This is a genomic window from Neisseria sp. HMSC061B04, assembly GCF_001836705.1.
Lineage (GTDB): Bacteria > Pseudomonadota > Gammaproteobacteria > Burkholderiales > Neisseriaceae > Neisseria.
Map to the genome: position 1 here is coordinate 65,330 of NZ_KV830197.1, position 26,482 is coordinate 91,811.

General features: G+C 52.5%; 27 protein-coding genes. 18 read left to right on the forward strand and 9 right to left on the reverse strand.

The features are described from left to right. Window positions 1-57: 57 nt before the first annotated feature. Both HMPREF2661_RS07405 and HMPREF2661_RS07410 read right to left on the reverse strand, forming a co-directional pair. Window positions 58-651 carry a phosphoheptose isomerase gene (locus HMPREF2661_RS07405; protein WP_070503928.1) on the reverse strand — a complete coding sequence of 198 codons (594 nt, stop codon included), beginning with the start codon at window positions 649-651 and terminating at the stop codon, window positions 58-60. 4 nt (window positions 652-655) lie between these two features. Beyond that, window positions 656-1,003, reverse strand: a complete 348-nt coding sequence (locus HMPREF2661_RS07410) for a YraN family protein (RefSeq protein WP_070823027.1) — start codon at window positions 1,001-1,003, stop codon at window positions 656-658. A 65-nt stretch (window positions 1,004-1,068) separates the two neighbouring features. Here HMPREF2661_RS07410 and rsmI point away from each other — a divergent pair, with 65 nt between their 5' ends. Continuing rightward, window positions 1,069-1,956: a 16S rRNA (cytidine(1402)-2'-O)-methyltransferase gene (gene rsmI, locus HMPREF2661_RS07415; RefSeq protein ID WP_070823029.1), complete on the forward strand. Its 888-nt coding sequence runs from the start codon at window positions 1,069-1,071 to the stop codon at window positions 1,954-1,956. Window positions 1,957-2,173: 217 nt separating this feature from the next. Then, entirely contained in the window at window positions 2,174-2,794 is a 621-nt protein-coding gene (locus HMPREF2661_RS07420) for a DUF1269 domain-containing protein (RefSeq protein ID WP_070823031.1), read from the forward strand. 257 nt (window positions 2,795-3,051) lie between these two features. Here the strand turns inward: HMPREF2661_RS07420 and HMPREF2661_RS07425 are convergent, their stop codons facing one another. The 3 genes from HMPREF2661_RS07425 to HMPREF2661_RS07435 form a co-directional block, all read right to left on the reverse strand. Beyond that, window positions 3,052-3,861, reverse strand: a complete 810-nt coding sequence (locus HMPREF2661_RS07425) for an alpha/beta hydrolase (RefSeq protein ID WP_070823034.1) — start codon at window positions 3,859-3,861, stop codon at window positions 3,052-3,054. A 114-nt stretch (window positions 3,862-3,975) separates the two neighbouring features. Beyond that, window positions 3,976-4,965 carry a peptidylprolyl isomerase gene (locus HMPREF2661_RS07430; RefSeq protein ID WP_070823036.1) on the reverse strand — a complete coding sequence of 330 codons (990 nt, stop codon included), beginning with the start codon at window positions 4,963-4,965 and terminating at the stop codon, window positions 3,976-3,978. Further along, window positions 4,962-7,361 carry an LPS-assembly protein LptD gene (locus HMPREF2661_RS07435; protein ID WP_349267276.1) on the reverse strand — a complete coding sequence of 800 codons (2,400 nt, stop codon included), beginning with the start codon at window positions 7,359-7,361 and terminating at the stop codon, window positions 4,962-4,964. The genes HMPREF2661_RS07430 and HMPREF2661_RS07435 overlap by 4 nt, the downstream gene beginning before the upstream one ends. A 69-nt stretch (window positions 7,362-7,430) precedes the next feature. Between HMPREF2661_RS07435 and amgK the strand changes: the two genes are divergently transcribed. Together amgK and mnmG are read left to right on the forward strand one after the other, a co-directional pair. Continuing rightward, the gene (gene amgK, locus HMPREF2661_RS07440) at window positions 7,431-8,435 is read left to right on the forward strand and encodes an N-acetylmuramate/N-acetylglucosamine kinase AmgK (RefSeq protein WP_070823047.1); all 1,005 of its coding nucleotides are present in this window, start codon (window positions 7,431-7,433) and stop codon (window positions 8,433-8,435) included. Window positions 8,436-8,518: 83 nt separating this feature from the next. After that, window positions 8,519-10,414, forward strand: a complete 1,896-nt coding sequence (gene mnmG, locus HMPREF2661_RS07445) for a tRNA uridine-5-carboxymethylaminomethyl(34) synthesis enzyme MnmG (protein WP_070823049.1) — start codon at window positions 8,519-8,521, stop codon at window positions 10,412-10,414. Between the two features lie 127 nt (window positions 10,415-10,541). Here the strand turns inward: mnmG and HMPREF2661_RS07450 are convergent, their stop codons facing one another. The 3 genes from HMPREF2661_RS07450 to HMPREF2661_RS07460 form a co-directional block, all read right to left on the reverse strand. Further along, window positions 10,542-11,666 carry a low temperature requirement protein A gene (locus tag HMPREF2661_RS07450; protein ID WP_070823051.1) on the reverse strand — a complete coding sequence of 375 codons (1,125 nt, stop codon included), beginning with the start codon at window positions 11,664-11,666 and terminating at the stop codon, window positions 10,542-10,544. A 74-nt stretch (window positions 11,667-11,740) separates the two neighbouring features. Beyond that, a complete protein-coding gene (locus HMPREF2661_RS07455; RefSeq protein ID WP_070823054.1) occupies window positions 11,741-11,989 on the reverse strand; it encodes an aldo/keto reductase in 249 nt (82 codons plus the stop codon). A gap of 21 nt (window positions 11,990-12,010) precedes the next feature. Beyond that, window positions 12,011-12,604 (reverse strand): 5-formyltetrahydrofolate cyclo-ligase, encoded by a 594-nt coding sequence (locus tag HMPREF2661_RS07460; RefSeq protein ID WP_070823057.1) that lies wholly within the window; start codon window positions 12,602-12,604, stop codon window positions 12,011-12,013. Between the two features lie 78 nt (window positions 12,605-12,682). Between HMPREF2661_RS07460 and HMPREF2661_RS07465 the strand changes: the two genes are divergently transcribed. The 13 genes from HMPREF2661_RS07465 to HMPREF2661_RS07525 all read left to right on the forward strand — a co-directional run bounded on the left by HMPREF2661_RS07465 (window position 12,683) and on the right by HMPREF2661_RS07525 (window position 23,836). Then, the gene (locus HMPREF2661_RS07465; protein WP_049322317.1) at window positions 12,683-12,925 is read left to right on the forward strand and encodes a hypothetical protein; all 243 of its coding nucleotides are present in this window, start codon (window positions 12,683-12,685) and stop codon (window positions 12,923-12,925) included. Between the two features lie 178 nt (window positions 12,926-13,103). Beyond that, complete coding sequence (gene rpsB, locus HMPREF2661_RS07470; protein ID WP_002258397.1) at window positions 13,104-13,832, forward strand: 30S ribosomal protein S2; 729 nt, start codon at window positions 13,104-13,106, stop codon at window positions 13,830-13,832. 124 nt (window positions 13,833-13,956) lie between these two features. Continuing rightward, complete coding sequence (gene tsf / locus HMPREF2661_RS07475) at window positions 13,957-14,811, forward strand: translation elongation factor Ts (protein ID WP_070823064.1); 855 nt, start codon at window positions 13,957-13,959, stop codon at window positions 14,809-14,811. A 220-nt stretch (window positions 14,812-15,031) separates the two neighbouring features. After that, a complete protein-coding gene (pyrH, locus tag HMPREF2661_RS07480) occupies window positions 15,032-15,751 on the forward strand; it encodes a UMP kinase (protein ID WP_003708812.1) in 720 nt (239 codons plus the stop codon). Between the two features lie 161 nt (window positions 15,752-15,912). After that, complete coding sequence (gene rlmH, locus HMPREF2661_RS07485; protein WP_049322318.1) at window positions 15,913-16,383, forward strand: 23S rRNA (pseudouridine(1915)-N(3))-methyltransferase RlmH; 471 nt, start codon at window positions 15,913-15,915, stop codon at window positions 16,381-16,383. 170 nt (window positions 16,384-16,553) lie between these two features. Further along, on the forward strand, window positions 16,554-17,195 hold the full coding sequence (pyrE, locus tag HMPREF2661_RS07490; protein ID WP_003682682.1) for an orotate phosphoribosyltransferase: 642 nt from the start codon (window positions 16,554-16,556) through the stop codon (window positions 17,193-17,195). A gap of 99 nt (window positions 17,196-17,294) precedes the next feature. Next, window positions 17,295-17,690, forward strand: a complete 396-nt coding sequence (locus tag HMPREF2661_RS07495; protein ID WP_070823067.1) for an MJ0042-type zinc finger domain-containing protein — start codon at window positions 17,295-17,297, stop codon at window positions 17,688-17,690. Next, the gene (gene argA / locus HMPREF2661_RS07500) at window positions 17,687-19,000 is read left to right on the forward strand and encodes an amino-acid N-acetyltransferase (RefSeq protein ID WP_070823069.1); all 1,314 of its coding nucleotides are present in this window, start codon (window positions 17,687-17,689) and stop codon (window positions 18,998-19,000) included. The genes HMPREF2661_RS07495 and argA overlap by 4 nt, the downstream gene beginning before the upstream one ends. Before the next feature lie 44 nt (window positions 19,001-19,044). Next, window positions 19,045-19,824, forward strand: a complete 780-nt coding sequence (locus HMPREF2661_RS07505; RefSeq protein ID WP_049322320.1) for an exodeoxyribonuclease III — start codon at window positions 19,045-19,047, stop codon at window positions 19,822-19,824. Further along, window positions 19,811-20,155: a hypothetical protein gene (locus tag HMPREF2661_RS07510; protein ID WP_003749424.1), complete on the forward strand. Its 345-nt coding sequence runs from the start codon at window positions 19,811-19,813 to the stop codon at window positions 20,153-20,155. Before HMPREF2661_RS07505 ends, HMPREF2661_RS07510 begins: the two co-directional genes overlap by 14 nt. Before the next feature lie 10 nt (window positions 20,156-20,165). Beyond that, window positions 20,166-20,699, forward strand: a complete 534-nt coding sequence (locus tag HMPREF2661_RS07515) for an alpha/beta hydrolase (protein WP_070823072.1) — start codon at window positions 20,166-20,168, stop codon at window positions 20,697-20,699. Window positions 20,700-20,859: 160 nt separating this feature from the next. Further along, entirely contained in the window at window positions 20,860-22,971 is a 2,112-nt protein-coding gene (locus HMPREF2661_RS07520; protein WP_070823075.1) for a TonB-dependent receptor, read from the forward strand. Window positions 22,972-23,140: 169 nt separating this feature from the next. Further along, on the forward strand, window positions 23,141-23,836 hold the full coding sequence (locus HMPREF2661_RS07525; protein ID WP_049322323.1) for a thiol:disulfide interchange protein DsbA/DsbL: 696 nt from the start codon (window positions 23,141-23,143) through the stop codon (window positions 23,834-23,836). Between the two features lie 168 nt (window positions 23,837-24,004). On the opposite strand, the gene ffh is transcribed toward HMPREF2661_RS07525, so the two are convergent. Then, on the reverse strand, window positions 24,005-25,375 hold the full coding sequence (gene ffh, locus HMPREF2661_RS07530) for a signal recognition particle protein (RefSeq protein ID WP_004520277.1): 1,371 nt from the start codon (window positions 25,373-25,375) through the stop codon (window positions 24,005-24,007). 179 nt (window positions 25,376-25,554) lie between these two features. On the opposite strand from ffh, the gene ccsA reads away from it, so the two are divergent. Further along, window positions 25,555-26,367 (forward strand): cytochrome C assembly family protein, encoded by an 813-nt coding sequence (gene ccsA, locus HMPREF2661_RS07535; protein ID WP_049322325.1) that lies wholly within the window; start codon window positions 25,555-25,557, stop codon window positions 26,365-26,367. The last annotated feature ends 115 nt before the right edge of the window (window positions 26,368-26,482 follow it).

Genomic DNA, 26,482 nt, shown 5'->3' on the forward strand with positions numbered 1-26,482 from the left:
ATGGACGGGTGGGCGTTCAGACGGCCTTTAAGGGATGGGCCGTCTGAAAAGAAAGGGTTACATGCCTTCAAGCAGGACGGAGTCGATGCAGTCGCACATGGCGTGAATCAGCAAAATATGGTTTTCCTGAATGCGGGCAGTGCGCGGATAAGGGACGTTGAGCAAAACGTCGGTATCTTTGAGCATGGCGGCGATTTTTCCGCCGTCGCGGCCGGTCATGGCAATGACGTGCATGTCGCGCTCGTGTGCCGCTTTGATGGCTTCGATGATGTTGGTGGAATTGCCGGAGGTAGAGATGCCGACCAATACGTCGCCGGCACGTCCGAGCGCGCGCACTTGTTTGCTGAATACGTGGTCGAAACCGTAGTCGTTACCGATGGCGGTCAGGGCGGAAGTGTCTGTTGTCAGTGCGACAGCGGCCAATTCCATGCGTTCTTTTTCAAAACGACCGGTCATTTCTGCGGCGAAGTGTTGCGCGTCGGCAGCCGAACCGCCGTTGCCGCAGGCCAGGATTTTGCCGTCGTTCATCAGGCATTGCAGCATCAGCTCGGCAGCCTGTGCAGTCGGCTCGACCAGTACTTTTTCAGCTTCCTGCTTGGCGCGGATGCTCTCGGCAAAATGTGCGGAAACGCGTTCTTGTAATGTTGTCATGAGGTTAACCTGTAATATTTTGAATCCATTCGGGCGGGCCGTCGCCCTCAATCAGTACCGCATCCAGGCGGCAGGGAGCGTGGCTCAACCCGTGCTTTTGCAGATAATACTCTACACTTCGTTGCAATTTCAATAATTTGGACGGCGAGATGCTGTATGCGGCACCACCGAAACCTCGGTTTTTGCGGTATTTTACTTCAACAAACACAATCGTACCGCCGTTTTTGACGATTAAATCGATTTCGCCGTAGGCGCAATGCCAATTCCGCGCCAGCAGCGAGTAGCCTTTGCCCAGCAGGAATGCCAGCGCCGCATCTTCGGCCGCCGCCCCCTGTTTGTGGTTTAAGCGCATGAAAAGTTTACCCGTTATATAATTATTGTTTTTAAAGAGACGCCGTTTCAGACGGCCTTGAATCTATGTACACAAAACACCTGCAAAAAGCCGTCGACAGCATCGAAAAACAGACATTATACGTTGTCGCCACACCCATCGGCAATTTAGCCGACATAACGCTGCGCGCGCTGGCCGTTCTGCAAAAGGCCGACATTATCTGCGCCGAGGATACCCGTGTTACCGCCCAGCTTTTGAGTGCGTACGGCATTCAGGGCAAACTCGTGAGCGTGCGCGAACACAACGAGCAGCAAATGGCCGATAAAATCATCGCCTATCTTTCAGACGGCCTGAGTGTCGCCCAAGTTTCGGATGCGGGTACGCCTGCGGTTTGCGATCCTGGTGCGAAACTTGCCGCCCGCGTGCGTGAAGCCGGATTTAAAGTGGTGCCTGTGGTCGGCGCAAGCGCGGTCATGGGGGCGTTGAGCGTGGCCGGGGTGACGGAATCCGATTTTTACTTCAACGGTTTCCTGCCGCCTAAGGCCGGCGAACGCCAAAAGCTGCTGGCCAAATGGGCGGAAGCCGATTTTCCGATTGTGATGTTTGAAACGCCGCACCGCATCGAGGCAAGCCTTGCGGATATGGCCGCGCAGTTCCCCGAACGCCGTTTGACTTTGGCGCGCGAAATCACCAAAACGTTTGAAACCTTCCTCAGCGGCACGGTTGTCGAAATCCAAGCCGCCCTCAAAGACGACAGCAACCAAACGCGTGGTGAGATGGTGCTGGTGTTGCACCCTGCGGTGAAAGAGAAACACAGCGATTTGCCCGAGGCGGCGCAAAACACGATGAAAATCCTTGCGGCTGAGTTGCCGACCAAACAGGCCGCCGAGCTTGCCGCCAAGATTACCGGCGAAAGCAAAAAAGCCTTGTACGATTTAGCGTTGGAGTGGAAACGGATTTCAGACGACGCTTGAGGTCTTGCAGGCTTATTCCTCTCAACCTGTGGTGTGAACGATGCGACGATTTCCTACAGGCAAGGCTGGGTATTGTTCGTTATCCGTTTGCCGGTTCTACAGGCTTTATATAGGCAAAGTTTTGTTTGCCGCATTGCTTCCCCCCCCCTTGCAATTTATAATGACACTGCATACAACTAGTATGTTCTTAAATCTTTCAATCTACGGGAGTGGACTTATGAAACAAAACATCATCGTTGCCTTATTCAACATCTCCAGCGAAGCTTATCAAGCCTTTTCTGAATTGAAAGCTTACTCGCAGACAACAGATACTTTGGTGGCACAAGCCGTTTTGGTTAAAAAGGAAAATGACCTGATTATCCCAGCAGAAAGCACCGACTTTACCGCCAATACGGTCGAAGGCACATGGACGGGCGGCCTCATTGGTTCACTGGTCGGCATTCTCGGCGGTCCTATCGGTGTTCTGTTGGGTGGAGCTACTGGCGCACTCATCGGCAGTGATGCAGGTACTGCCCAAACATTGGAAGAGGGGGCGTTGCTGGAAAATACAGCCAAAAAACTGGATAACGGCAGTACTGCAATCATTATTTTGGCGCAAGAATCCGACGAAGCTGTATTGGATGCCTTCTTCCACCGTTTCAAAACCGTTATTCTCCGGCAAGATGCAGCCGTTGCCCAACAGGACGTATTGGCAGCAATAGAAGCGCAGGAAGAAGTGGCACGTCAGGCACACGAAGCTTGGAAAAAACAGCGCAAAGCCGAGCGCAAAGAGAAAGTGGAAGCCTTCAAGGCCGACATCAAACAAAAATTCGACAAATTGGCAGCCAAGTTGAAATAACACTGCCACCAACCCAAGGTATGTAACCGCTCAAATTTTCCGTTTCGGATGCATGCCAAACCGGTTTGAGGCTACCTGAAAATCTATTTTTCAGGTAGCCTCTCCCTTTTTCATGCCCCGAGACCTTTGCAAAGGTCTCAACCTATGTTATTGCAAAGGTCTCGGCCTTTTTATAATTGGATTTTAGATCGATCCAATAGGTTCAATACGCTTCTAAGTTTGCGTTTCAGACGGCCTCAATGTTTGACAAACCTGTTTTAACGCTGCCATGCGCTGCGCAAATATTCGATACAGTCGGTCAGGGCGTAAAACGGGGCGTTGCCGTGATTGGCGTTGGGGTAGAGGGTAAAGCGGACATCTGCGCCGAGGTGGTGCAAAGTGCCGGCAAGGATTTTGGCTTGTGCGACCATGCCGCGGCTGGTTTGGTCGGGGCGGTTGTTTCTGCCCTCATGTTCGCCTGCGCTGAGGCGGATGCCGATTCCTTGCGGCAAAGTGTCGGGCAGCCAATCGAGTACGCGGCGGTCTTGCCACCAGATAGACGGCGAAACCAGTAAATAATGGCGGAATCGTTCGGGGCGGGTGAACAGGGAATAGAGGCCGTACAGTGCGCCGAATGAATGGCCGAAGACGGCTTGGTTTTGGGCATCGATGCGGTATTTGCTGTCGAGCAGGGCAGAGAGTTCATCATCGATAAAACGGCTGAAGCGGTCGGCTTGGCCGTATTGTTTGCGTTCGGATTCGGGCGCGTTGCCGGGCAGCGGCGGCGTGTAGTCGAGGGCGCGTTGGCTTAAGTCGCGGATGGTGCCGCCGGTGTAGCCGATACCGACCATCAGACAGGCGGCATGGCTTTTTGTGATGGGGTTGATGAGCAGGGATTGCGCCATATTGAGGATGGCGGGGAAAAAGGCATCTCCGTCAAGAATATACAGTACGGGATAGCCGCCTGCCGGACGCTCGCCGAGTGCCGCGGCTTGAATGCGGTAGGTACGGCCGGTGTGGGTAGAGGTAACGGAGGTTTCTTCGGCTTGCAGCAGGGTGGCGGCTTGCCAGTTGGGACGGATGGGCATGATGGGGTGCTTTAATCAATGGGTTGTTTAAGTAAAAGGAGAAAAGGCCGTCTGAACAATGGATTTCAGACGGCCTTATTGTACGGATTTCTGCCTTTTTAACAATACGCGCGATTAGCGTACGTCAACATAGGAGCTACTGTGCAGTTCGCGCAGGAGGTTGGTGGTCGCCTGTTGCGCTTTTTGTTGGGACAGGTATTGGCGGACGGCGTTTTGTTGGCGCTCTTCAGGCGTACCTGCTTCGCGGACGTCGTTCAGCTTGATGATGTGCCAGCCGAATTGGGTGCGGACAGGGGCGCTGATTTGGCCGGGTTTGAGTTTGTGGACGGCTTCTTCAAATGGGGCAACCATCATGCCGTCGGCAAACCAGCCCAAGTCGCCGCCGTTGCCGGCGCTGCTGTCTTGCGAGTATTGGCGTGCCAAACCGCCGAAATCTGCGCCGCTGCGGGCTTGTGAGTAGATTTTGCGGATGGTGCTTTCTGCGCCGACGGCGGCATTGTCGTTGTCGGCTTTAATGAGGATGTGTTGGGCATGATATTGGCGCACGGGGTCGGCTTCGGGCAGGGTGATGCCTTGTTGTTTGGCCTGCTCGATGTAGCGTGCCACTTCGGAGTCGCTCACACGGCTGTTTTGCATGATGGCCTGTTGGCGCACTTTTTCAACAATAATGCTGTCGGCGATGTCTTGACGGACGGCGGCAGACGGATTTTTGATGTTGGGGTTGTGCGCGATGACGGCTTCGATTTCGCTATCGGTCGCTTGGATGTTGCGGCGTTTGCCGGCTTGGAGGATCAGGGATTGGTTGATCATTTGTGCCAAAACCTGTTGGCGCAGCTCGTTGGCGTCCATTTGTGTGCCTTTCGGCATGGTTTGACGCGCTTGTGCCACGGCTTGTTCTACTTGGCGGTGGGTAATGACTTCGTTGTCGACAACCGCGGCAATGCCGTCTGAAAGATGTACGCCGCTTTGTACGGCAGGCATGGTGGTGGCGCTGACGGCGGCTGCTTTGGCTGCGCGTGCTTTGCCTGCTTTGGCTTTAGGGGCGGCGTGTGCGCCTACTGCGAGAGTGAGTGCGGAGACGAGAATCAGGGGTTTGAAGTTCATTGTTTGACTACCTCGTTGGTTTTGCTGTAACCGGGAATGGCTAAGCGGAGTTTTTCGAATGGGTTGTTGCCGATATTGCTCAAGTCTTTGAGTTGGAGGTTGAAGAATACGGCGTTTTTGTGGCTGTTTTCGCCGGTAACATAGCGTTGGCCGACCAAGCTCGCGCTCCAGCAGCCGCAGTTGCTTTTGTATTCTGCACCGATGAGCATTTCCAGCGGTTTTTTGGCTTCGATTTCGTAGTTGTAACGGGCGACGGCGTATAGGTTTTTGCTCAACGGCCATTGGGCGGCAAGGTCGACTTGGCTGAGTTTGTCGTAGAAATAGTCGCCGTTGGCTTGCAGATAGATGCGCTCGTTGCGTCCGTATTTGTAGCGCGCGCTTAAGACTTTGCCGGGTTCGGGGTTGTAGGCAATCTCTGCGGCGTAGCTTTCGGCACGGCTTTGGTTTTGGTTGTAGTGGATGTCCAAGTCGATGCGGATGCTCGGGGTAATGTTGCCGTGTGCAAAGGCTACCCAGTCGGACTGGCTGCGCGGATAACGGCTGACGCTGCCGTCAGGCAGGACGTTGTCGTTTTTGAAGTAGAACTTCTGGCCGATACCTGCACGGAAGAGTTCCGCACCGGTGTTGGGGTTGAGGATACGGCTTTGTGTGGCCAGCGTCAGGCTGTTGGCCGAATTGATGCGGTCGTTGCCCGAATACAGGTTTTCGCGGAACAGCTGCGAATAGGTAAAGCTGTTTTCGGAGCTGTCGAAATTGGGCAGGTCGTTTTGGGACTTGGTCGGAATGTAGTTGTAAAACAGGCGCGGTTCGAGCGTTTGCAGGTATTCTCCGCCGAATAGACGGGCCCTGCGCTCGAAAGTCAGGCCGCTGTCGACGTTGATGATCGGCAGGACGCGGCTGACATTGCGGCTGCTTTGGCCGTTGAAGCTGTTGAGGCTGTAATAAGTGGCGTGTACGCCGACTTTAGGCCGGATGTAGCCCCATTGGTTGTGGAAGTCCCATTTGACGCTCGGGTAGAGTACCACGCGGCTGCCGTCTTGCTTGGTATCGTGGTCAAAACGGGTAAATTGGCCGAACACGTTGAGTTGCGCTTTGCCGAGATGGCTTTGCCAACGGCCGGTCAGACGGGGCATGATGGCATAAGGTTCGTCTTTATAGCCGTCTTGGTTGGCCAGCGTTTGGTATTTTTGTACGCGCAACGAGCCGTCAAAGCTGCCGCCCAACAATTTGTCGCTGTAATTGAGCCATGCCTGACGGTCGAGGTTGACGTTGCGCGCGATGTCTTCTCGGCCGTAGAAGTCGCGGTAGTAATCATCGTCGGAAACTTGGTTGTAGTTGATGCCGCCGCTGATTTTGCTGTTCAGCTGCTGCTGGTGTTTCCATTTGAACTGGTAGCGGTTGTTGTGGATGCTTTTTTGGTCGTTCGGCATCCAGTCGCCATCGACTTCGCCGCTGTAATTCGGTTGCAGGTAACGGACTTGGCCGCCCAGTTGTACACCGCGTTTACTGATGATGCCCGGGCGGATGGTGGCATCCAAATTCGGCGCAAGGTTGAAGTAGTAGGGCAGGCTCAGCTCAAGGCCGTCTGAACCGGTGGCAATGGTCGGAACGAGCAGGCCGCTTTTGCGGTTGCCGTTGATGGGGAAGTCCGCCCAAGGCGTGTAGAGGACAGGGACGCCGCCGAATACCAGCGAAGCGTGTTTGGCCACGCCGATGCCTGTCGACTCATCGGCTTCAATGCTTTGCGCTTGGATATACCAGCTGGCATCGCCGGGCGAACAGGTGTTGAATTTGGTATTGATGAGTTTGTAGAGGCCTTTGCCTTTGAGTTCGGCTTTTTCGCTGACACTTTGAAGGCGGCGGCCGCCTTGTTCGGTATTGAGGCGCACGGCGGTGCCGGAACCGGTTTGGTCTTTGAGGTTGTAAACCAATTGGTCGCCGGATACGGTCGAACCGTTTTGATACAGGGTAAAGCGGTCGCCGGCGGTAACGGTATCGGCGGCTTGATCGTATTGCGCCCAATCGGCGTTGAGAACATCGGCATTGCGCTCGACAATGACGTCGCCTTCTGCACGGACGCCGACTTGGGTCTGGCCTTCTATTTTATCGGCGTTGACGCGGGTGTAATCGGCAGGCAGGGCAGGCTCGCCGCTGCGTTTGATTTCGGCGGTTTCGGCCGGCTTGGCATCTTCGTGGTCGCAAAACAGGCAAGTGCTGCCCAAAGAAAGCGGATCGGCTTCGCTTTGGCCGGTTTTTGCCGGTTTGGATTCGGCGGTGTGGGCAGGGGTATAGTCTTCCGCCTGCGGAACAGAAGCATCTTCCGCGCGCACGGCTGTTGCGCCAAAGCCCATAATTAAGGCGAGTACCAAGGGTTTGAGTGAAAATAAACGAGCCAAAATCGCCCCTTAAATCGGTTTGCCAGTTAGAATAGCGGTTATTGTAACCTGAAATTCTGCGATACCGCTATGCAACGACAAACCGAATTACAAAACTGGCTGGAGTCTGTTTACCCGAACCAGCCGTTCGAATTGAGCTTTGCGGCAGCCGATGCCGACTTCCGCCGTTATTTCCGCGCGACGTTTTCAGACGGCCAGACTGTCATCTGTATGGACGCGCCTCCTGAGAAGATGAGTGTTGCGCCGTATTTGAAAGTGCAAAAACTGTTTAATATGGTCAATGTGCCGCAAGTGCTTCATGTGGATGAAGCGTTGGGCTTTATGGTGTTGAACGATTTGGGCAACACCACATTCCTGACCGCCATGAATCAGGAAAACAGTGAAACCGCCCACAAAGCCCTGCTGTTCGAAGCCATCGACGAACTGATCGAGCTGCAAAAAGCCAGCCAACCCGGCAAACTGCCGGAATACGACCGCGAAGTCATGCTGCGCGAGATTAATTTGTTCCCCGAATGGTTTGTGGCCAAAGAATTGGGCCGCGAGCTGACCTTCAAGCAACGCCAGTTGTGGCAGCAAACTGCCGATACGCTGTTGCCGCCCCTGTTGGCGCAACCCAAAGTGTATGTCCACCGCGACTTTATCGTCCGCAACCTGATGCTGGCAAAAGGCCGCCCGGGCGTGTTGGACTTCCAAGATGCGCTTTACGGCCCGATTTCCTATGATTTGGTGTCGCTGCTGCGCGATGCGTTTATCGAATGGGAAGAAGAATTTGTATTGGATTTGGTCATCCGTTATTGGGAAAAAGCACGCGCTGCCGAGTTACCTGTGCCTGCCGAGTTTGACGAGTTCTACCGCTGGTTTGAATGGATGGGCGTACAACGCCATTTGAAAGTGGCCGGTATTTTTGCCCGCCTGTACTACCGTGACGGCAAAGACAAATACCGTCCTGAAATTCCGCGCTTCTTGAACTACTTGCGCCGCGTATCCCGCCGTTACAATGATTTGGCGCCGCTCTATGCGTTGCTGGTCGAATTGGTCGGCGATGACGAATTGGAAACAGGCTATACCTTCTAAGCTTGGTTTTTTAAGATTTGATTCCACTTTTCAGACGGCCTGATCAACAAAAGGCCGTCTGAAACCTTTACAGAACACACAACATGACTTACATGATTTACCCCAAAACCTACGACGTGATTGTTGTCGGTGGCGGCCATGCCGGTACCGAAGCCGCGCTTGCCGCCGCACGCATGGGTGCGCAAACCCTGCTGCTCTCACACAACATCGAAACCCTCGGCCAAATGTCGTGCAATCCCTCCATCGGCGGCATCGGCAAAGGCCACCTCGTGCGCGAACTCGATGCATTGGGCGGCGCAATGGCGCTGGCTACCGATAAATCCGGTATCCAGTTCCGCCGCTTGAACGCCAGCAAAGGCGCGGCAGTGCGAGCCACGCGCGCGCAGGCCGACCGTATCCTATATAAAGCTGCCATCCGCGAAATGTTGGAAAATCAAGAAAACCTCGACCTTTTCCAACAAGCCGTCGAAGACGTCACACTTGACGGCGAACGCATCAGCGGCGTGGTTACCGCGATGGGCGTGGAGTTTAAAGCACGCGCCGTTGTGTTGACCGCTGGCACATTTTTGTCCGGCAAAATCCACATTGGTTTGGAAAACTACGAAGGCGGCCGCGCCGGCGACCCCGCCGCCAAATCATTAGGCGGCCGTTTGCGCGAATTGAACCTGCCACAAGGCCGTCTGAAAACCGGCACGCCGCCGCGTATTGACGGACGCACGATTGACTTCTCCCAACTGACCGAACAGCCCGGTGACACACCCGTTCCCGTAATGTCCGTACGCGGCAACGCCGATATGCACCCGCGCCAAGTGTCCTGCTGGATTACGCATACCAACCTGCAAACCCACGACATCATCCGCTCAGGCTTCGACCGCAGCCCCATGTTCACCGGCAAAATCGAAGGCGTCGGACCGCGCTACTGCCCGTCTATCGAAGACAAAATCAATCGCTTCGCCGACAAAGACAGCCACCAGATTTTCCTCGAACCCGAAGGGCTGACCACCAACGAATACTATCCTAACGGTATCTCTACCAGCCTGCCGTTCGACATCCAAATCGCGCTCGTGCGCAGCATGAAAGGCCTCGAAAACGCCCATATCCTGCGCCCCGGCTACGCCATCGAATACGACTATTTCGATCCGCGCAACCTCAAAGCCAGCCTCGAAACCAAAACCATCCAAGGCCTTTTCTTCGCCGGACAAATCAACGGCACGACCGGCTACGAAGAAGCCGCCGCACAAGGCCTGCTCGCAGGAGCGAATGCCGTGCAATACGTCCGCGAACAAGACCCGCTCCTGTTGCGACGCGAACAAGCCTATCTCGGCGTATTGGTGGACGACCTCATCACCAAAGGCGTGAACGAACCCTACCGCATGTTCACCAGCCGCGCCGAATACCGCCTGCAACTCAGGGAAGACAACGCCGACATGCGCCTGACCGAAGACGGCTACAAAATCGGCTTGGTGGGTGAAGAGCAATGGCGCATGTTCAACGAAAAACGCGAAGCCATCGAACGCGAAATCCAACGATTGAAAACAACGTGGTACACACCGCAAAAACTCGCCGAAGAAGAGCAGCTGCGCGTATTCGGCCAAAAACTCAGCCGCGAAGCCAACCTGCACGACCTCCTGCGCCGCCCGAACCTCGACTACGCCGTGCTGATGACCCTGCCCGACGCACAACCAGAGACCATGCTTGCCGACAGCGTGATTGAGCAAGTCGAAATCCAAGTCAAATACCAAGGCTATATCGACCGCCAAAACGAAGAAATCGACAGCCGCCGCGACATCGAAACCTTAAAGCTGCCCGAGGATATTGATTACAGCAAAGTCAAAGGTTTGTCGGCAGAAGTGCAGCAAAAGCTCAACCAGCACAAACCTGAAACCGTCGGCCAAGCCAGCCGTATTTCCGGCGTCACGCCTGCCGCCGTCGCATTGCTGATGGTGCATTTGAAACGCGGGTTTAAAGGAGCGAAGTAGGCTTACCCGCAGATAGGAAAAGGTCGTCTGAAACCGAATATCAGGTTTCAGACGACCTTTTTTAATACCGACACATATTTATGTAGATTAAAATAGAATGCACACTTGCCGTCATGATCATAATAATTCAAGAATCCGACCTACGGTACTGGTTTGTTTGTGAAAGTTGTCGGCTGCGGCGTTCAAAATACACTGTTGCCATGGCAATCGCAGCGGTCATCAATGCCGTTGTGGTTAAGATAACAAGGGGCTGAGGCGGTAAAACGGCGGCCAGCCCTGCGCCGATAACGAATAAGGTCGTCTGAAAAATCCAAAGCCGTTGCGGTCGGCGGTGTTCGGGCTTGTTGTACGGCGTGTTGGCGGCAACCCCGAGATAAAACACGCCCAAACCGAGCCACAGCATTCGGACGGACTCAGCGGTAGCGGTGCTGTTTTGGTGCAGCCAAGCCAGTGCCACCGTTACCAAAGCGATGCCGATCAGTACGGCATAATGGCTGTACGAGGGCAATGCGCCCGAGTTTTGCGCTTTGTGTTCGTCGATAAAATAGGAAAACTGCATCACATAAACCGTAAACATCGCAAACAGAATCACACTCACGGGCAGTGCACCGATTTCAAACTCCGCCACGTGGAAATAAGGGGCGATGTCGATCACGGTTTCGCCGAAAAAAATAATCACCAGCCCGTTTAGGCGTTCGAGTAGATGCGGAAAATTCACCGCAGGTTGCTTGTGGCGGACAAAGGCAGGCAAAATCCAACCCAAGCCGAAACCGCCCAGCGCAACCCACTGCCCGATATTGGCGGGAAATAACAGCGAACCGAGCACCGTCGCCGCCGTCAATCCGCGCAACCCCGCCACCAGCTTGATTCTGCGGCGTTGTTCGGGGGAAGCGTGACGAGCAAGCTGCAACAGATATTGCAGGCAGACATTGCCGACCAGTAGCCCCAGCGCAAGATTAAACGGCACAAAATTCGCCAGCCAGTCGCTGCCCACCGCATTGGACAAAAACAGCAGCAAAAACATATCGGCAAACAAAAACAGCCGATCCCGCCAAGAGTTGTCGCCGAAGCGGTTGATGTAAATGCTCTGGTATAACCAAACGGTAAACAGAATCACCAGCGAAATCAGAAACGTGGCGTAATCGGCTTCGTCGGCGTGGTGCACCAGCTCGGTGGTGCGGAATAAGGCATATACAAACACCAAATCATAAAACAGCTCGGGCAGCCCGACTTTTTTCTCTCCAACAGGCATAAGCCCTCCGGTTGTGATGAATAACTTAGTGAAGAGTAACAGTTTTTATCGACAAATACCATTGACTGGGTGGCTTAAAAATAGCTCTTGTCAATGTCCATTTTGCCCAGTTTTTGGTTAATGGCGTGCAATTCGTCCGCAGCTAGGCGGATTTGCAGTGCGCCGAAGTTTTCCACCAAGCGGTGTTTTTTGGTCGTCCCCGGGATCGGCACTATGAAATCCCGTTGCACCAGTTCCCACACCAACACGATTTGTGCGGCGGTGAACTCATGCAGCTGCACAAAGGCCGTCTGAAAACCATTTTTCAGACGGCCTTTAATCATTTTAATAAACCGATAATTGTCCTATCGATGCCGTCTGAATTTCAATACGCCAAGCTCGGAGGCAAAGCCGTTTAGGGGAATGTCGTGGGGTTCGGTCGGCAGGGTGTCGGTCAGTTGGCAGCCGAAGCCTACGCCTAGGGTTTGGGTTTGCAGGCGGTATTTCATGGCGGAGAGGGTGGCGTCGTAATAGCCGCCGGCTTGTCCGAGGCGGTAGCCGCGTTTGTCGATGCCGACGATGGGGACCAGCAGCAGGCTGAGTTGGTGGACGCGGATTTTTTTGCCGGTGAATTGGGGGACATGCAATTTGGCGCGGCCGCGTTTGCGTTCTTGTTTGGCGTCGTCGGCAGGGTAGGGGGTGAACCACATCCGCCGCGTGTTCGGTTCGATATAGGGTAGGTAGAGTTTTGCGCCGCGCTTTTGTGCGGCACGGACAAAGCCGTCCAATCGCAATTCCTTGCCCATCGGCCAATACACGCCGATTTTCCGTCCTTTTTTGATGTAGGGCTTGAGCAGGCGGTTGATGGTTTCGGTGGCGGCGTTCCGCTCGTCGGCGCTCATTTGGGCGCGTGCGCGGCGGAACTGTTTGCGTAGTGCCGATTTTTCGGGATTCCTCATTTTCAGACGGCCTTTCGGGATTGCGGTAGAATGTTGCGATTATAACGATTTTGTTAACATTCAAACAGGACGCACACGATGTGGCACATTGTCGCCATCGGCTATCTTTTTGTTGCCGTGATGTTTTCCGCCGCGCAGCCGAGTATTGCGCGCGCGTTGATTTATTTGGTTTTTTGGGCAGTGTTGCCCACTGTGTTTACGGTCTTTGTCGTGACCATCCGCCGCCGCAACCGCCTGATGAAACGGCAGGAGCAGGCGGAGTTTGAGGTGGCCCGCCCAAAGGCGGTACAGGCGGATGAAAAACAGGACGGGAAGGTATAAAATCCCTTTTCAGACGGCCTCTTATCCGCTATAATCCGTCAGTTTTCCATTTCGGAAACACGCTTTTATTTTTTTAAAACTTATGCCCACTTTCGCCGAAGGGTGCTTGACAATAGGCGCCGCCTATCAAGTTCTATGCGATTGAATGTGTGCTCTTTAACCCTTTCAAGGAAATAACATGTCTCAAATTACTATGCGTCAGATGATTGAAGCCGGTGTTCACTTCGGTCACCAAACCCGTTTCTGGAACCCGAAAATGGCTCAATACATTTTCGGTGCGCGCAACAAAATCCATATCGTAAACTTGGAAAAAACCCTGCCGATGTTCCAAGAGGCGCAAGAAGCCGTACGCCGTCTGGTTGCCAACAAAGGTACAGTATTGTTCGTAGGTACCAAACGCCAAGCCCGCGACATCATCCGCGAAGAAGCTACCCGTGCCGGTATGCCTTTCGTTGATCACCGTTGGTTGGGCGGTATGCTGACCAACTACAAAACCGTTAAGCAATCCATCAAACGCCTGGAAGAAAAAACTGCCGCCCTGGAAAACGCTGCTGAAGGCGGTTTCAACAAAAAAGAAATTCTGGAAATGCAACGCGACGTTGAAAAACTGGAACGTTCTTTGGGCGGTATCAAAAACATGAAAGGCCTGCCTGACGCGATTTTCGTTATCGATACCGGCTACCAAAAAGGTACTCTGGTTGAGGCTGAAAAACTGGGCATCCCTGTTATCGCCGTAGTCGATACCAACAACAGCCCTGATGGCGTGAAATACGTTATCCCTGGTAACGATGACTCCGCCAAAGCCATCCGCCTGTACTGCCGCGGCATCGCCGACGCAGTTTTGGAAGGCAAAAACCAAGCGCTGCAAGAAACTGTAGCTGCTGCCCAAGAAGCTGCTGCCGAGTAATTCGGTACACAGAAGAGGGGCGTTATGCCCCTTTTCTCAAATCCCGTTCTGAAATCCGTTTCAGACGGCCACTATTTCCAAACACGGCAAATGGCCGTGTTCCCAAAAATCTAGGAGATTCAAAATGGCAGAAATTACTGCAAAAATGGTTGCCGACCTGCGCGCCGCTACCGGCTTGGGCATGATGGAATGCAAAAAAGCCTTGGTTGAAGCCGAAGGCAACTTCGACAAAGCCGAAGAAATCCTGCGTATTAAATCCGGTGCGAAAGCCGGTAAACTGGCCGGCCGTACTGCTGCCGAAGGCGTATTGGCTTATGCGATCAACGGCAATGTCGGCGCATTGGTTGAAGTAAACTGCGAAACCGACTTCGTTGCCAAAGACGCGGGCTTCGTAGAATTTGCCAACTTCGTTGCGAAAACTGCTGCCGAGAAAAAACCGGCTACCGTTGAAGAACTGAGCGAACTGGTTGAAGCAGAACGTAAAGCCATCATCGCGAAATTGGGCGAAAACATGTCTGTTCGCCGCTTCCAAGTGATCGACACTGCCAACCAACTGGTTGCCTACATCCACGGTGCTTTGGCTACCGAAGGCGTATTGGTTGAGTACAAAGGCTATGAAGACGTAGCACGCAAAATCGGTATGCACATCGTTGCCGCCAAACCTCAATGCGTATCTGAAGCCGAAGTGGATGCCGAAACCATCGAAAAAGAACGCCACATCTACACCGAGCAAGCCATTGCTTCCGGCAAACCTGCCGAAATCGCCGCTAAAATGGTTGAAGGCCGTATCCGCAAATTCTTGGCTGAAATCACTCTGAACGGCCAAGCATTCGTGATGAACCCTGACCAAACTGTTGCCCAATTCGCTAAAGAAAACGGCACTGAAGTGATCAGCTTTGTACGCTATAAAGTAGGCGACGGTATCGAGAAAGCCGTTGTTGACTACGCGGCTGAAGTTGCTGCCGCTGCTAAAGTGTAAGGCATTTATGAAAAAGAAAGCACCTGGATTCCAAACGAATCAGGGTGCTTTTTTTTGAGAAAACCGTTTACGGTACCTAATTTAAGACGGCCGAATATTCAGGCCGTCTGAAAACCAAAACAATAATAAACCGACACACCCTATCATTAATATTCCGACCGTTTGAAAATTCAGACGGCCCGCCCCCCGACCGACGACATTCAAGAAAGCAAGGTATCCCATGACACAGCAAATCAAATACAAACGCGTATTACTGAAACTCTCCGGCGAATCCCTGATGGGCTCTGATCCATTCGGCATCAATCACGATACCATCGTTCAAACTGTCGGCGAAATTGCCGAAATCGTGAGAATGGGCGTGCAAGTCGGTATCGTTGTCGGCGGCGGTAACATTTTCCGCGGCGTATCTGCACAAGCAGGCAGCATGGACCGCGCCACTGCCGACTACATGGGCATGATGGCAACTGTGATGAACGCCTTGGCACTCAAAGACGCATTTGAAACCTTGGGCATCAAAGCGCGCGTACAATCCGCACTGTCTATGCAGCAAATCGCTGAAACTTACGCCCGTCCTAAAGCCATTCAATATTTGGAAGAAGGCAAAGTCGTGATTTTCGCTGCCGGTACCGGTAATCCGTTCTTCACAACCGACACTGCCGCCGCATTGCGCGGTGCGGAAATGAACTGCGACGTGATGCTCAAAGCCACCAACGTCGACGGCGTGTACACCGCAGACCCGAAAAAAGATCCATCAGCAACACGCTACGAAACCATTACTTTTGACGAAGCCTTGTTGAAAAACCTCAAAGTGATGGATGCCACCGCCTTCGCCCTCTGCCGCGAACGCAAACTCAATATCGTGGTCTTCGGCATTGCTAAAGAAGGCTCGCTCAAACGCGTGGTAACCGGCGAAAACGAAGGTACGCTGGTTCACTGCTAATCATTGAAAGGCCGTCTGAAACAGCCGAACGGGATACATTCGGCTTTCAGACGGCCTTTTATTTTCAGTCGGTTGTGTGGGCATTGGCTCATGGTTTGAAAAGGTTGAGAACTTGCTTGACCATAATGTCCAACCGACAATTCGATAACAAAGGATACCCCATGAATATCACCGTCTTGGCTGTCGGCACGAAAATGCCGCGTTGGGTCGATGAAGCCGTCGGCGAGTACGCCAAACGCTTCGGGCGCGATGTCAATTATGCGTTGAAAGAAATCAAGCCGGAAAAACGCGGCGCGGGTGTGAATGCGGCTCAGGGCATGGCGGCTGAAGAAAAACGCCTGCTGGAAGCCATACCGCAGGGCGCATTTTGGGTGGTATTGGACGAACGCGGCAAAGCGCCGACTTCGGTCGAATTGGCGCAACATTTGAAAAGTTGGCAGCAAAACGGCGAACACGTTTGCTTTATTATCGGCGGCGCAGACGGCATGACCGACCGTTTGAAACAGCAGGCAAACATGATGATGCGCCTTTCCAGCCTGACCCTGCCGCATGGCATGGTGCGCGTTTTGCTGACCGAGCAGCTTTATCGTGCCGTTTCGATTTTGCACAACCATCCTTATCATCGGGAATAATCCGTTTTGATTACCGGGATAAGACGGTAATGCCGCCTTGTCGGTTTGAAAAGGAATAGGGCAAGTCGGTTAAAAGCGGGGCGAACCCGTTTTTCAGACGGCCTGATTTTTCCGCATGAATCCTTTATAATCGTTTCTTTGATAAATCAACATCTTTCGGGAGAACCCAAATGTCCGATTTCCGTCAAGACTTCCTCAAATTCGCTTTGGCACAAAACGTGTTGAAATTTGGCGAATTTACGACCAAGGCCGGCCGTCAGTCGCCTTATTTTTTCAATGCCGGTTTGTTCAATGACGGCGCATCGACTTTGCAGCTGGCGAAGTTTTACGCCGAGGCCATTATTGCCAGCGGCGTGAAGTTCGATATGCTGTTCGGCCCAGCCTATAAAGGCATTATTTTGGCGGCGGCAACAGCGATGATGTTGGCGGAGAAAGGCGTAAACGTACCGTTTGCCTACAACCGCAAAGAAGCCAAAGACCACGGCGAGGGCGGTGTGTTGGTGGGTGCGCCTTTGAAAGGCCGCGTGCTGATTATCGATGATGTGATTTCCGCCGGTACATCCGTGCGCGAGTCGGTCAAACTGATTGAGGCCGAAGGCGCAACGCCTGCCGCAGTGGCCATTGCGCTCGACCGCATGGAAAAAGGCACGGGAGAATTGTCGGCGGTACAGGAAGTGGAAAAACAATACGGCCTGCCGGTGGTTTCGATTGCCAACTTGAACGACTTGTTCACGCTCTTGCAAAACAATGCCGAATTTGGCGGCTTCTTTGAGCCGGTTAAAGCTTATCGCGAACGTTACGGCGCGGTTTAAACCATAACATCATGCTCAGGTCGTCTGAAACAGTTTTCAGACGGCCTGAAACATTGGCTAAAATATATTTTTGATTCAATACACTTACGGAAAATACTCATGCCTGCTTGTTCTTGTCCTCATTGTAAAACGCCGCATTGGGTGAAAGATGCCCAGTTGAACGTGGCGCAGGGTTTCGTGGTCTGCACGCGTTGTTCGGGGATGTTTAAGGCCAAGGATTATCTGTCGGGCAACCTGCCGGCCGATCCGGCCCATCTGCCTGTGGCGGTAACGGATGTGCGCCTCGTGCATAACATCGGCGCGCAAATCCTCAAGCATTCCAAACTTTCGCGCAAAGAAATTTCCGATTTGCTCAACAGCGCGCTCAAGGAAGAATCCAAAGCGGAAGGCCAGGAGGCGGTCAAAACGCGCAAGGATGGTTTCAACTGGACGTTGGCATCGCTGATTGCGCTGACGGTTTTGATTATGCAACTCTTTTATCTTGCCTTGCTATGAGTAACATCGCCCATTTTGTTGCCAGCTTTCGCGAAGCCGCACCCTATATTCAATATTTGCGCGGCAAAACCATGGTGGTCGGCGTGACCGACAGCTTGTTGGAAGGCGAAACCCTGATCCGTTTGGCCGCAGATTTGAATCTGTTGGCCAGCTTGGGCTTGCGTTTGGTCTTGGTGCACGGTTCGCGGCATTTGCTCGACAAATTGGCTTCGGGTCGGAATTTTGTTCCGAAATACAGTGGCAGCCGACGGATTACCGATGAAGCGACTTTGATGGAAGTGAAGCAGGTGGCGGGGATTATCCGCAGCGATGTGGAAGCCGCCTTGTTCAGCAGCGTATCTGCACAGCAACGGAGCAAGCCGCCGGTTATCGCGTGCGGCAACTTTATTACCGCCCGTCCGTTGGGCGTTATCGACGGCGTGGACATGGGCTATACCGGTACCGTCCGCAAAATCGACGCGGAAGAAATCCGTTTGCGCTTGGATAGTGGCACGGTGGTGCTGATCAGCCCTTTGGGGCATTCGTACAGCGGCAAAACCTTCAATCTGAGTATGTGCGAAACCGCGCAGGAAGTGGCCATGGCTTTGCAGGCGGAGAAGCTGGTTTTCCTGACCGAAGAAGCCGGTATCCGCCGTGCCGACGGCTCGTTGGCCAATACGTTGTCTGTCAGCGAAGTGCAGGAATTGGTGCGCGGCAATCCCGATGTGCCGGTTGATTTGCTCCATGCAGCAGTGTGCGCACTGGAAAACGGCGTATCGCGGGTGCAGATTCTCAACGGCCGCGAAGACGGCAGCCTGTTGCGCGAGCTGTTTACCCGCGAGGGCAGCGGTACGTCTATTGCCCGTGAGCCGTTTGTTTCCATCCGTCAGGCACGCAGCGACGACATTCCGCACATCATCGCCTTAATCCGTCCGTTGGCGGAACAAGGCATCTTATTACACCGCAGCCGCGAGTATTTGGAAAACCATATTTCCAGTTTTTCCGTATTGGAACACGATCAAAACATTTACGGCTGCGTGGCGCTGAAAACCTTTGCCGAGCCGGACTGCGGTGAATTGGCCTGCCTGGTGGTGTCGCCCGAAGCGCGCGACGGCGGCTACGGCGAACTGCTGTTGGAACATTTATTCCAAAAAGCGCGCGCCTTAAATATCAAAACGCTTTTCGCCTTATCCACGCACACGGGCGAATGGTTTGTCGAACGGGGCTTTCAGACGGCCTCAGCCGATGACCTGCCTGCCGAACGCCGGCAGGAATACAATGCCAACGGCCGCAATTCCAAAGTATTTGTTTATGACTTGCAGGCCGTCTGAAAACTTCAATCCTATTATCCGTTTTTAAAAATCACTCAAATCTTATGTTGAAAATCATCTCTGCCAACGTCAACGGCATCCGCTCCGCCTATAAAAAAGGTTTTTACGAATACATCGCCGCATCGGGCGCGGACATTGTCTGCGTGCAGGAACTGAAAGCTCAAGAAGCCGATCTGTCGGACGATATGAAAAATCCGCACGGTATGCACGGCTACTGGCATTGCGCCGAAAAGCGCGGTTACAGCGGCGTGGCGGTGTACAGCAAACGCAAACCCGACAATGTGCAAATCGGCATGGGCATTGAAGAATTTGACAAGGAAGGCCGTTTTGTCCGTTGCGATTTCGGCAAGTTGTCGGTAATTTCGCTGTATCTGCCCAGCGGCAGCAGCGCGGAAGAGCGCCAACAAGTGAAATACCGCTTTTTGGATGCGTTCTATCCCATGCTCGAAGCCATGAAAAACGAAGGGCGCGATATCGTCGTCTGCGGCGACTGGAATATTGCCCACCAAAACATCGACTTGAAAAACTGGAAGGGCAATCAGAAAAATTCGGGTTTCCTGCCTGAAGAGCGCGAATGGATAGGCAAAGTCATCCACAAGCTCGGCTGGACGGATATGTGGCGCACACTTTATCCCGATGTGCCGGGCTATACCTGGTGGAGCAACCGCGGACAAGCGTATGCGAAAGATGTCGGGTGGCGCATCGATTATCAGATGGTTACGCCGGAGCTGGCCGCCAAAGCCGTTTCCGCACATGTTTATAAAGATGAAAAATTCTCGGATCACGCCCCTTTAGTTGTGGAGTATGACTATGTTGCCGAATAAGTTTTTTGGTAAGTACGACTGGAATATAAACAGTAAAACCGGCGTAGGTGCGGTTTGGGTTGTGGCGGCATTTGTGCTGCCTATGCTGGTGTGGGCAATATTCATGCTGGCGCGGATGTCCGGCTGGGTTGCGCCGACCAAGGCCAATCCGACATGGGCGTTGGTGTGGCTGCTGTTTTCACTGCCTTGCCTGCTGATTGCGGCTAAATGCTTTGCTTGGAAGGGCTGGCGGCTGATTGCCAACATCGTACTGTGTCTGGCGACTTGTGCCATCCTCAGCGTGCCAGCCGCCTTGTTGATCGCATTTACACTCAACGACTTGCTCAAATAGGCCGTCTGAAATGCAGAGCTTCGAACTCGAAGAAATGGCACTGTTTCTGATACGCGATGCGGATGAAGCGGAAATGTGGATAGACCGCTGGGCGGTCAGCTATCCGATTGTTCAAACCGCCGAAGCCGATGGTCGGCAAACCGTTTCCGAATGGCAACACGCCATTCAGACGGCATTTGAGCATATTGTCAGCAAAAATATTGCCGTCGTGGCTCATGGTGTTGGTGTGTCCGCATTTTTGGCATGGCTGTACCAAGCCGACATCCTGACGCAAAAACGCCTGACCAATATTATTTTGGTCTCGCCGCGTCCCGAAGCTTTTCCCGAAGACGAAATCCATACGTTCCAACGCGTCCGCTGCCCTTGCCGTACGGCGTTGGTCATCGCCGAAGCAAATGGTACGCCAAGGAATTGGGCGCAAGAACAGGCCGACCGCTGGCAGGCGCGCCTGCTTCAATCGCCGCATTCCGGCCGGTTAAACGGCGCGCTCAGCGGCTGGCAATGGGGCATGAAGCTGATGCAGGAAATGCTGTTGAGTAAGTAGTTTAGAAATGTCTATTAATAAACAAAGGCCGTCTGAAACCGATATGTGTTTCAGACGGCCTTTGTTTACAAATATCATGTTAAATATAATTAAAAGAAACTATTCTCATTTCTTTTATGAAGCAATATAATTCGGTTGTTTCGTTAAATTGAGTATAAAAATGCAAATACCATTTCATTTGGCTTTATTACCCACGCTGATTATCGCTTCCTTCCCTGTTGCTGCCGCCGATACGCAGGATAATGGTGAACATTACACCGCCACGCTGCCTACCGTTTCCGTGGTCGGACAGTCCGACACCAGCGTACTCAAAGGCTACATCAACTACGACGAAGCCGCCGTTACCCGCAACGGACAGCTCATCAAAGAAACGCCACAAACCATCGATACGCTCAACATCCAGAAAAACAAAAACTACGGCACGAACGATTTGAGTTCCATCCTCGAAGGCAACGCCGGCATCGACGCTGCCTACGATATGCGCGGCGAAAGCATTTTCCTGCGCGGTTTTCAAGCCGACGCCTCCGATATTTACCGCGACGGCGTGCGCGAGAGCGGACAGGTCCGCCGCAGTACCGCCAACATCGAGCGCGTAGAAATCCTGAAAGGCCCGTCTTCCGTGCTTTACGGCCGCACCAACGGCGGCGGCGTCATCAATATGGTCAGCAAATACGCCAACTTCAAACAAAGCCGCAACATCGGTGCGGTTTACGGCTCGTGGGCAAACCGCAGCCTGAATATGGACATCAACGAAGTGCTGAATAAAAACGTCGCCATCCGCCTCACCGGCGAAGTCGGGCGCGCCAATTCGTTCCGCAGCGGCATAGACAGCAAAAACGTCATGGTTTCGCCCAGCATTACCATCAAACTCGACAACGGCTTGAAGTGGACGGGACAATACACCTACGACAATGTGGAGCGCACGCCCGACCGCAGTCCGACCAAGTCCGTGTACGACCGCTTCGGACTGCCTTACCGCATGGGTTTCGCCCACCCGAACGATTTTGTCAAAGACAAGCTGCAAGTCTGGCGTTCCGACCTCGAATACGCCTTCAACGACAAATGGCGCGCCCAATGGCAGCTCGCCCACCGCACGGCGGCGCAGGATTTCGACCATTTCTATGCAGGCAGCGAAAACGGCAGCTTAATCAAACGCAATTACGCTTGGCAGCAGACCGACAACAAAACCCTGTCGTCCAATTTCACGCTCAATGGCAACTACAACATCGGCCGTTTTGAAAACCACCTGACCGTAGGCATGGACTACAGCCGCGAACACCGCAACCCGACATTGGGTTACAGCCGCTCCTTCTCCGCCTCCATCGACCCCTACGACCGCGCAAGCTGGCCGGCTTCGGGCAGGCTGCAACCCGTCCTCACCCAAAACCGCCACAAAGCCGACTCCTACGGCATCTTCGTGCAAAATATCTTCTCCGCCACGCCCGACCTCAAATTCGTCCTCGGCGGCCGTTACGATAAGTACACCTTTAATTCCGAAAACAAACTCACCGGCAGCAGCCGCCAATACAGCGGCCATTCGTTCAGCCCCAATATCGGCGCAGTGTGGAACGTAACGCCTGCCCACACGCTCTACGCCTCATATAACAAAGGCTTTGCACCTTATGGTGGACGCAGTGGCTATTTGAGCATCGACACTTCGTCTTCCGCCGTGTTCAACGCCGATCCCGAGTACACCCGCCAATACGAAACCGGCGTGAAAAGCAGTTGGCTGGACGACCGCCTCAGCACTACATTGTCCGCCTACCAAATCGAACGCTTCAATATCCGCTACCGTCCCGACGCGCAAAATGATCCCTACACTTGGGCTGTCGGCGGCAAACACCGTTCGCGCGGCTTGGAACTGTCCGCCATCGGACAAATCATCCCCAAAAAACTCTATCTGCGCGGATCGTTGGGCGTGATGCAGGCAAAAGTGGTTGAAGACAAGGAAAATCCCGACCGAGTGGGCATCCATTTGGACAACACCAGCAACGTTACCGGCAACCTGTTCTTCCGTTACACGCCGACCGAAAACCTCTACGGCGAAATCGGCGTAACCGGTACGGGCAAACGCTACGGCTACGATTCAAGAAACAAAGAAGTCACCACGCTTCCCGGCTTTGCCCGAGTTGATGCCATGCTCGGCTGGAACCATAAAAACGTCAACGTTACCTTTGCCGCAGCCAATCTGCTCAATCAAAAATATTGGCGTTCGGACGCCATGCCGGGTAATCCGCGCGGCTATACCGCCCGGGTAAATTACCGTTTCTGATGAAATCAGGCAAAGGCCGTCTGAAAATAAGGCTATGATCTAAGCCATATTTCAGACGGCCTTTATAAAGGTTGAAATAAAACTAAACACATTTTTTCACTCAAATCGAACACACCTCCAACAAAATGCCATAAAATCCGCCCATTAATTTGAATGTAAAGAGATACCTATGAAACTGAAAACCTTAGCCTTGACTTCATTGACCCTGTTGGCATTGGCCGCTTGCGGCAAACAGGCGGAAACCAGTGTTCCGGCAGACAGCGCCCAAAGCAGCACATCCGCCCCGGCAGCCCCTGCCACATTGACCGAAGGTGTCAATTACACCGTCTTATCCAACCCGATTCCGCAACAGCAGGCCGGCAAAATCGAAGTATTGGAATTCTTCGGCTACTTCTGCCCGCATTGCGCCCATTTGGAGCCGGTTTTGAGCGAGCACATCAAAACGTTTAAAGATGATACCTATATGCGCCGGGAGCATGTTGTGTGGGGTGATGAAATGAAACCTTTGGCACGTTTGGCGGCCGCAGTGGAAATGGCCGGTGAGTCAGATAAAGCCAACAGCCATATTTTCGATGCGATGGTTAACCAAAAAATCAACTTGGCCGATACCGATACCCTGAAAAAATGGTTGTCCGAGCAAACCGCGTTTGACGGCAAAAAAGTATTGGCTGCATTTGAAGCGCCTGAAAGCCAAGCGCGTGCGGCTCAAATGGAAGAATTGACCAATAAATTCCAAATCAGCGGCACACCGACCGTGATCGTCGGCGGCAAATACCAAGTCGAATTTAAAGACTGGCAGTCCGGCATGACCACGATTGACCAACTGGTGGACAAAGTACGCGAAGAGCAGAAAAAACCGCAATAAGTTGAAGGCTGAATAAGTAAAGGCCGTCTGAAAATAGGATTTCAGACGGCCTTTTATATTTAGGATTTATAGAATAGATGGTTGCTTAAAGCCTTCTGGTTTTAAATCTGAATACAAAACCAAAACGCCGTCTGAAACTTTTCAGACGGCGTTTTCTGTCAAATTAGCTTACAAACCCGGGAACATGCCTTTCATTCCCTTCATGCCTTTGGCCAAGCGCATCAGTTTGCCCAAGCCGTTGCCGCTGAACATTTTCATCATTTGTTGCATTTGTTCAAACTGTTTGAGCAATTTGTTCACTTCCTGCACGGTCGTACCCGCACCCATTGCAATACGGCGTTTGCGGCTGGCTTTGAGCAGGGCGGGGTTGGCGCGTTCTTTAGGGGTCATCGAGTTAATGATGGCTTCCACTTTGCCCATCGCTTTTTCGGCTGTGCCTTCGGGGATTTGTTTCGATATTTGACCCAGTTCGCCCGGCATTTTCGACATCAGGTTTTCCAAGCCGCCCATATTGCGCATCTGCTGGATTTGTTCTTTAAAGTCGTTGAGGTCGAAGCCTTTGCCTTTTTGCAGCTTTTTCGCCATTTTGGCAGCGGCTTCTTCATCAATACCTTTTTGAACGTCTTCAATCAGGGTCAATACGTCGCCCATGCCGAGGATACGGCTGGCAAGACGGTCGGGGTGGAAAGGTTCGAGGCCGTTGATTTTCTCGCCGACACCGATAAATTTAATCGGTTTGCCGGTTACATGGCGTACGGACAATGCTGCACCGCCGCGAGAATCGCCGTCCATCTTGGTCAATACGACGCCGGTCAGCGGTAGGGCTTCATTAAATGCCTGAGCAGTGTTCACCGCATCCTGACCCAGCATGGCATCGATGACGAACAAAGTTTCAACCGGGTTGACCGCAGCATGAAGCGCTTTGATTTCGTTCATCATCTCTTCATCGATTGCCAAACGGCCGGCGGTATCGACCATCAATACATCGTAAAAATGTTTTTTGGCGTAATCAACGGCGGCAGTCGCAATCTCAACCGGTTTTTGGTTGGTATCGGACGGGAAAAAGTCCACACCGACCTGTTCGGCCAACAGACGCAGCTGTTCAATCGCGGCAGGGCGGTAAACGTCGGCGGATACCACCAAAACTTTTTTCTTCTGATCGTTTTTCAGCAGGCGGGCGAGTTTGCCGACGGTTGTTGTCTTACCGGCACCCTGCAAACCGGCCATCAAAACGATGGCAGGCGGTGAAACCGACAAATCCAGCGTTTTGTTTTCCTTGCCCATCAGTTCGATCAAGGCTTGGTTAACCACGCCGATAAAGGCTTGGTCAGGCGTCAGGCTGCCGACGACTTCTTGACCGAGGGCCTGTTCTTTGACTGTGTTGACGAATTCTTTAACGACGGGCAATGCAACGTCGGCTTCCAGCAGGGCAAGACGAACCTCGCGCAAGGCTTCTTTAATATTGTCTTCGGTCAGCGTTGATTGGCCGCGAATATTTTTAAGTACCTTGCTGAAGCGGTTGGTCAGGTTGTCTAACATACTTATCCTTGATAATGAGAATAGCTGCCCAATACAGGGCATTCTTTGTTAAAATAAAATTGGGATTATTTTACACGATAGTCCGAAGTTATGCTTCAAGAACACAAACAAGCACAGGCCGTCTGAAACCCTGCCGGCCGTACGTCAAGTGTTCATAGTATCTATTGAGAAAGATATTTATGCCGATAGTCTTAATCTGCCTGATGCTGGTGTATGCCGGATTGGGCGTATTTTCCTGGTTGCAACATAAAAAGCACAATAATAAATCTTACCCGCTGAAAACCGAGCTGCTGATTTTGAGTGGCGCATTATTGGTACATGGCGCAGCATTGATGTTTCCAGTATTGCAGGATAGGGTATTGATTACCGGTTTCGGTTATTCGCTCAGCCTGATAGTCTGGCTGATGCTGATGATGTACTGCTTGGGCAGCTTCTTTTATTGTCTGCGCGGTGTGCAACTCTTATTGTATCCCTGTGCCGCATTGACCTTATTGCTGGGTTTCCTTTTCCCGGGAGATTTCACAGGCCGTCAAATCGTAGACTTATTGCCGCTGTCGCACATTGCATCATCATTGCTCGCATACGGATTGTTTGGCATCGTTACCTTATTTGCTATCCTTATCCTTTTAATCAACCGTAATTTGCACAAACGCCGTTTTTCCGCATTAGTCAGCTTTTTGCCGCCTTTATTGAGTTTGGAGAAACTCATGTTCCAAGGTATTTGGGCAGGTTTCATTTTATTGACCTATTCCGTTATCAGCGGTACGTTTTTTGCAGAAGCCGTTTTCGGCAAACCCATGACCTTCACGCATAAAACCATCTTCAGTATTATGTCGTGGCTGATTTATGGCGCATTATTGTTGAAACACAGCATGACCGCATGGCGAGGTAAAAAAGCCGCAGTTTGGACTATTGTCGGATTTGTCAGTCTGATTTTTGCCTATATAGGCAGTAAATTTGTCTTAGAAATTATCCTGCATCGTATTGGATAAATAGAAACCATACAAAAAGGCCGTCTGAAATATGATTTTCAGACGGCCTTAGTATTGAACTGGGTTGGATTTTGGAAGCGAATAGGGAAGATTTGAGGTGTTTTTAGAAAAATAA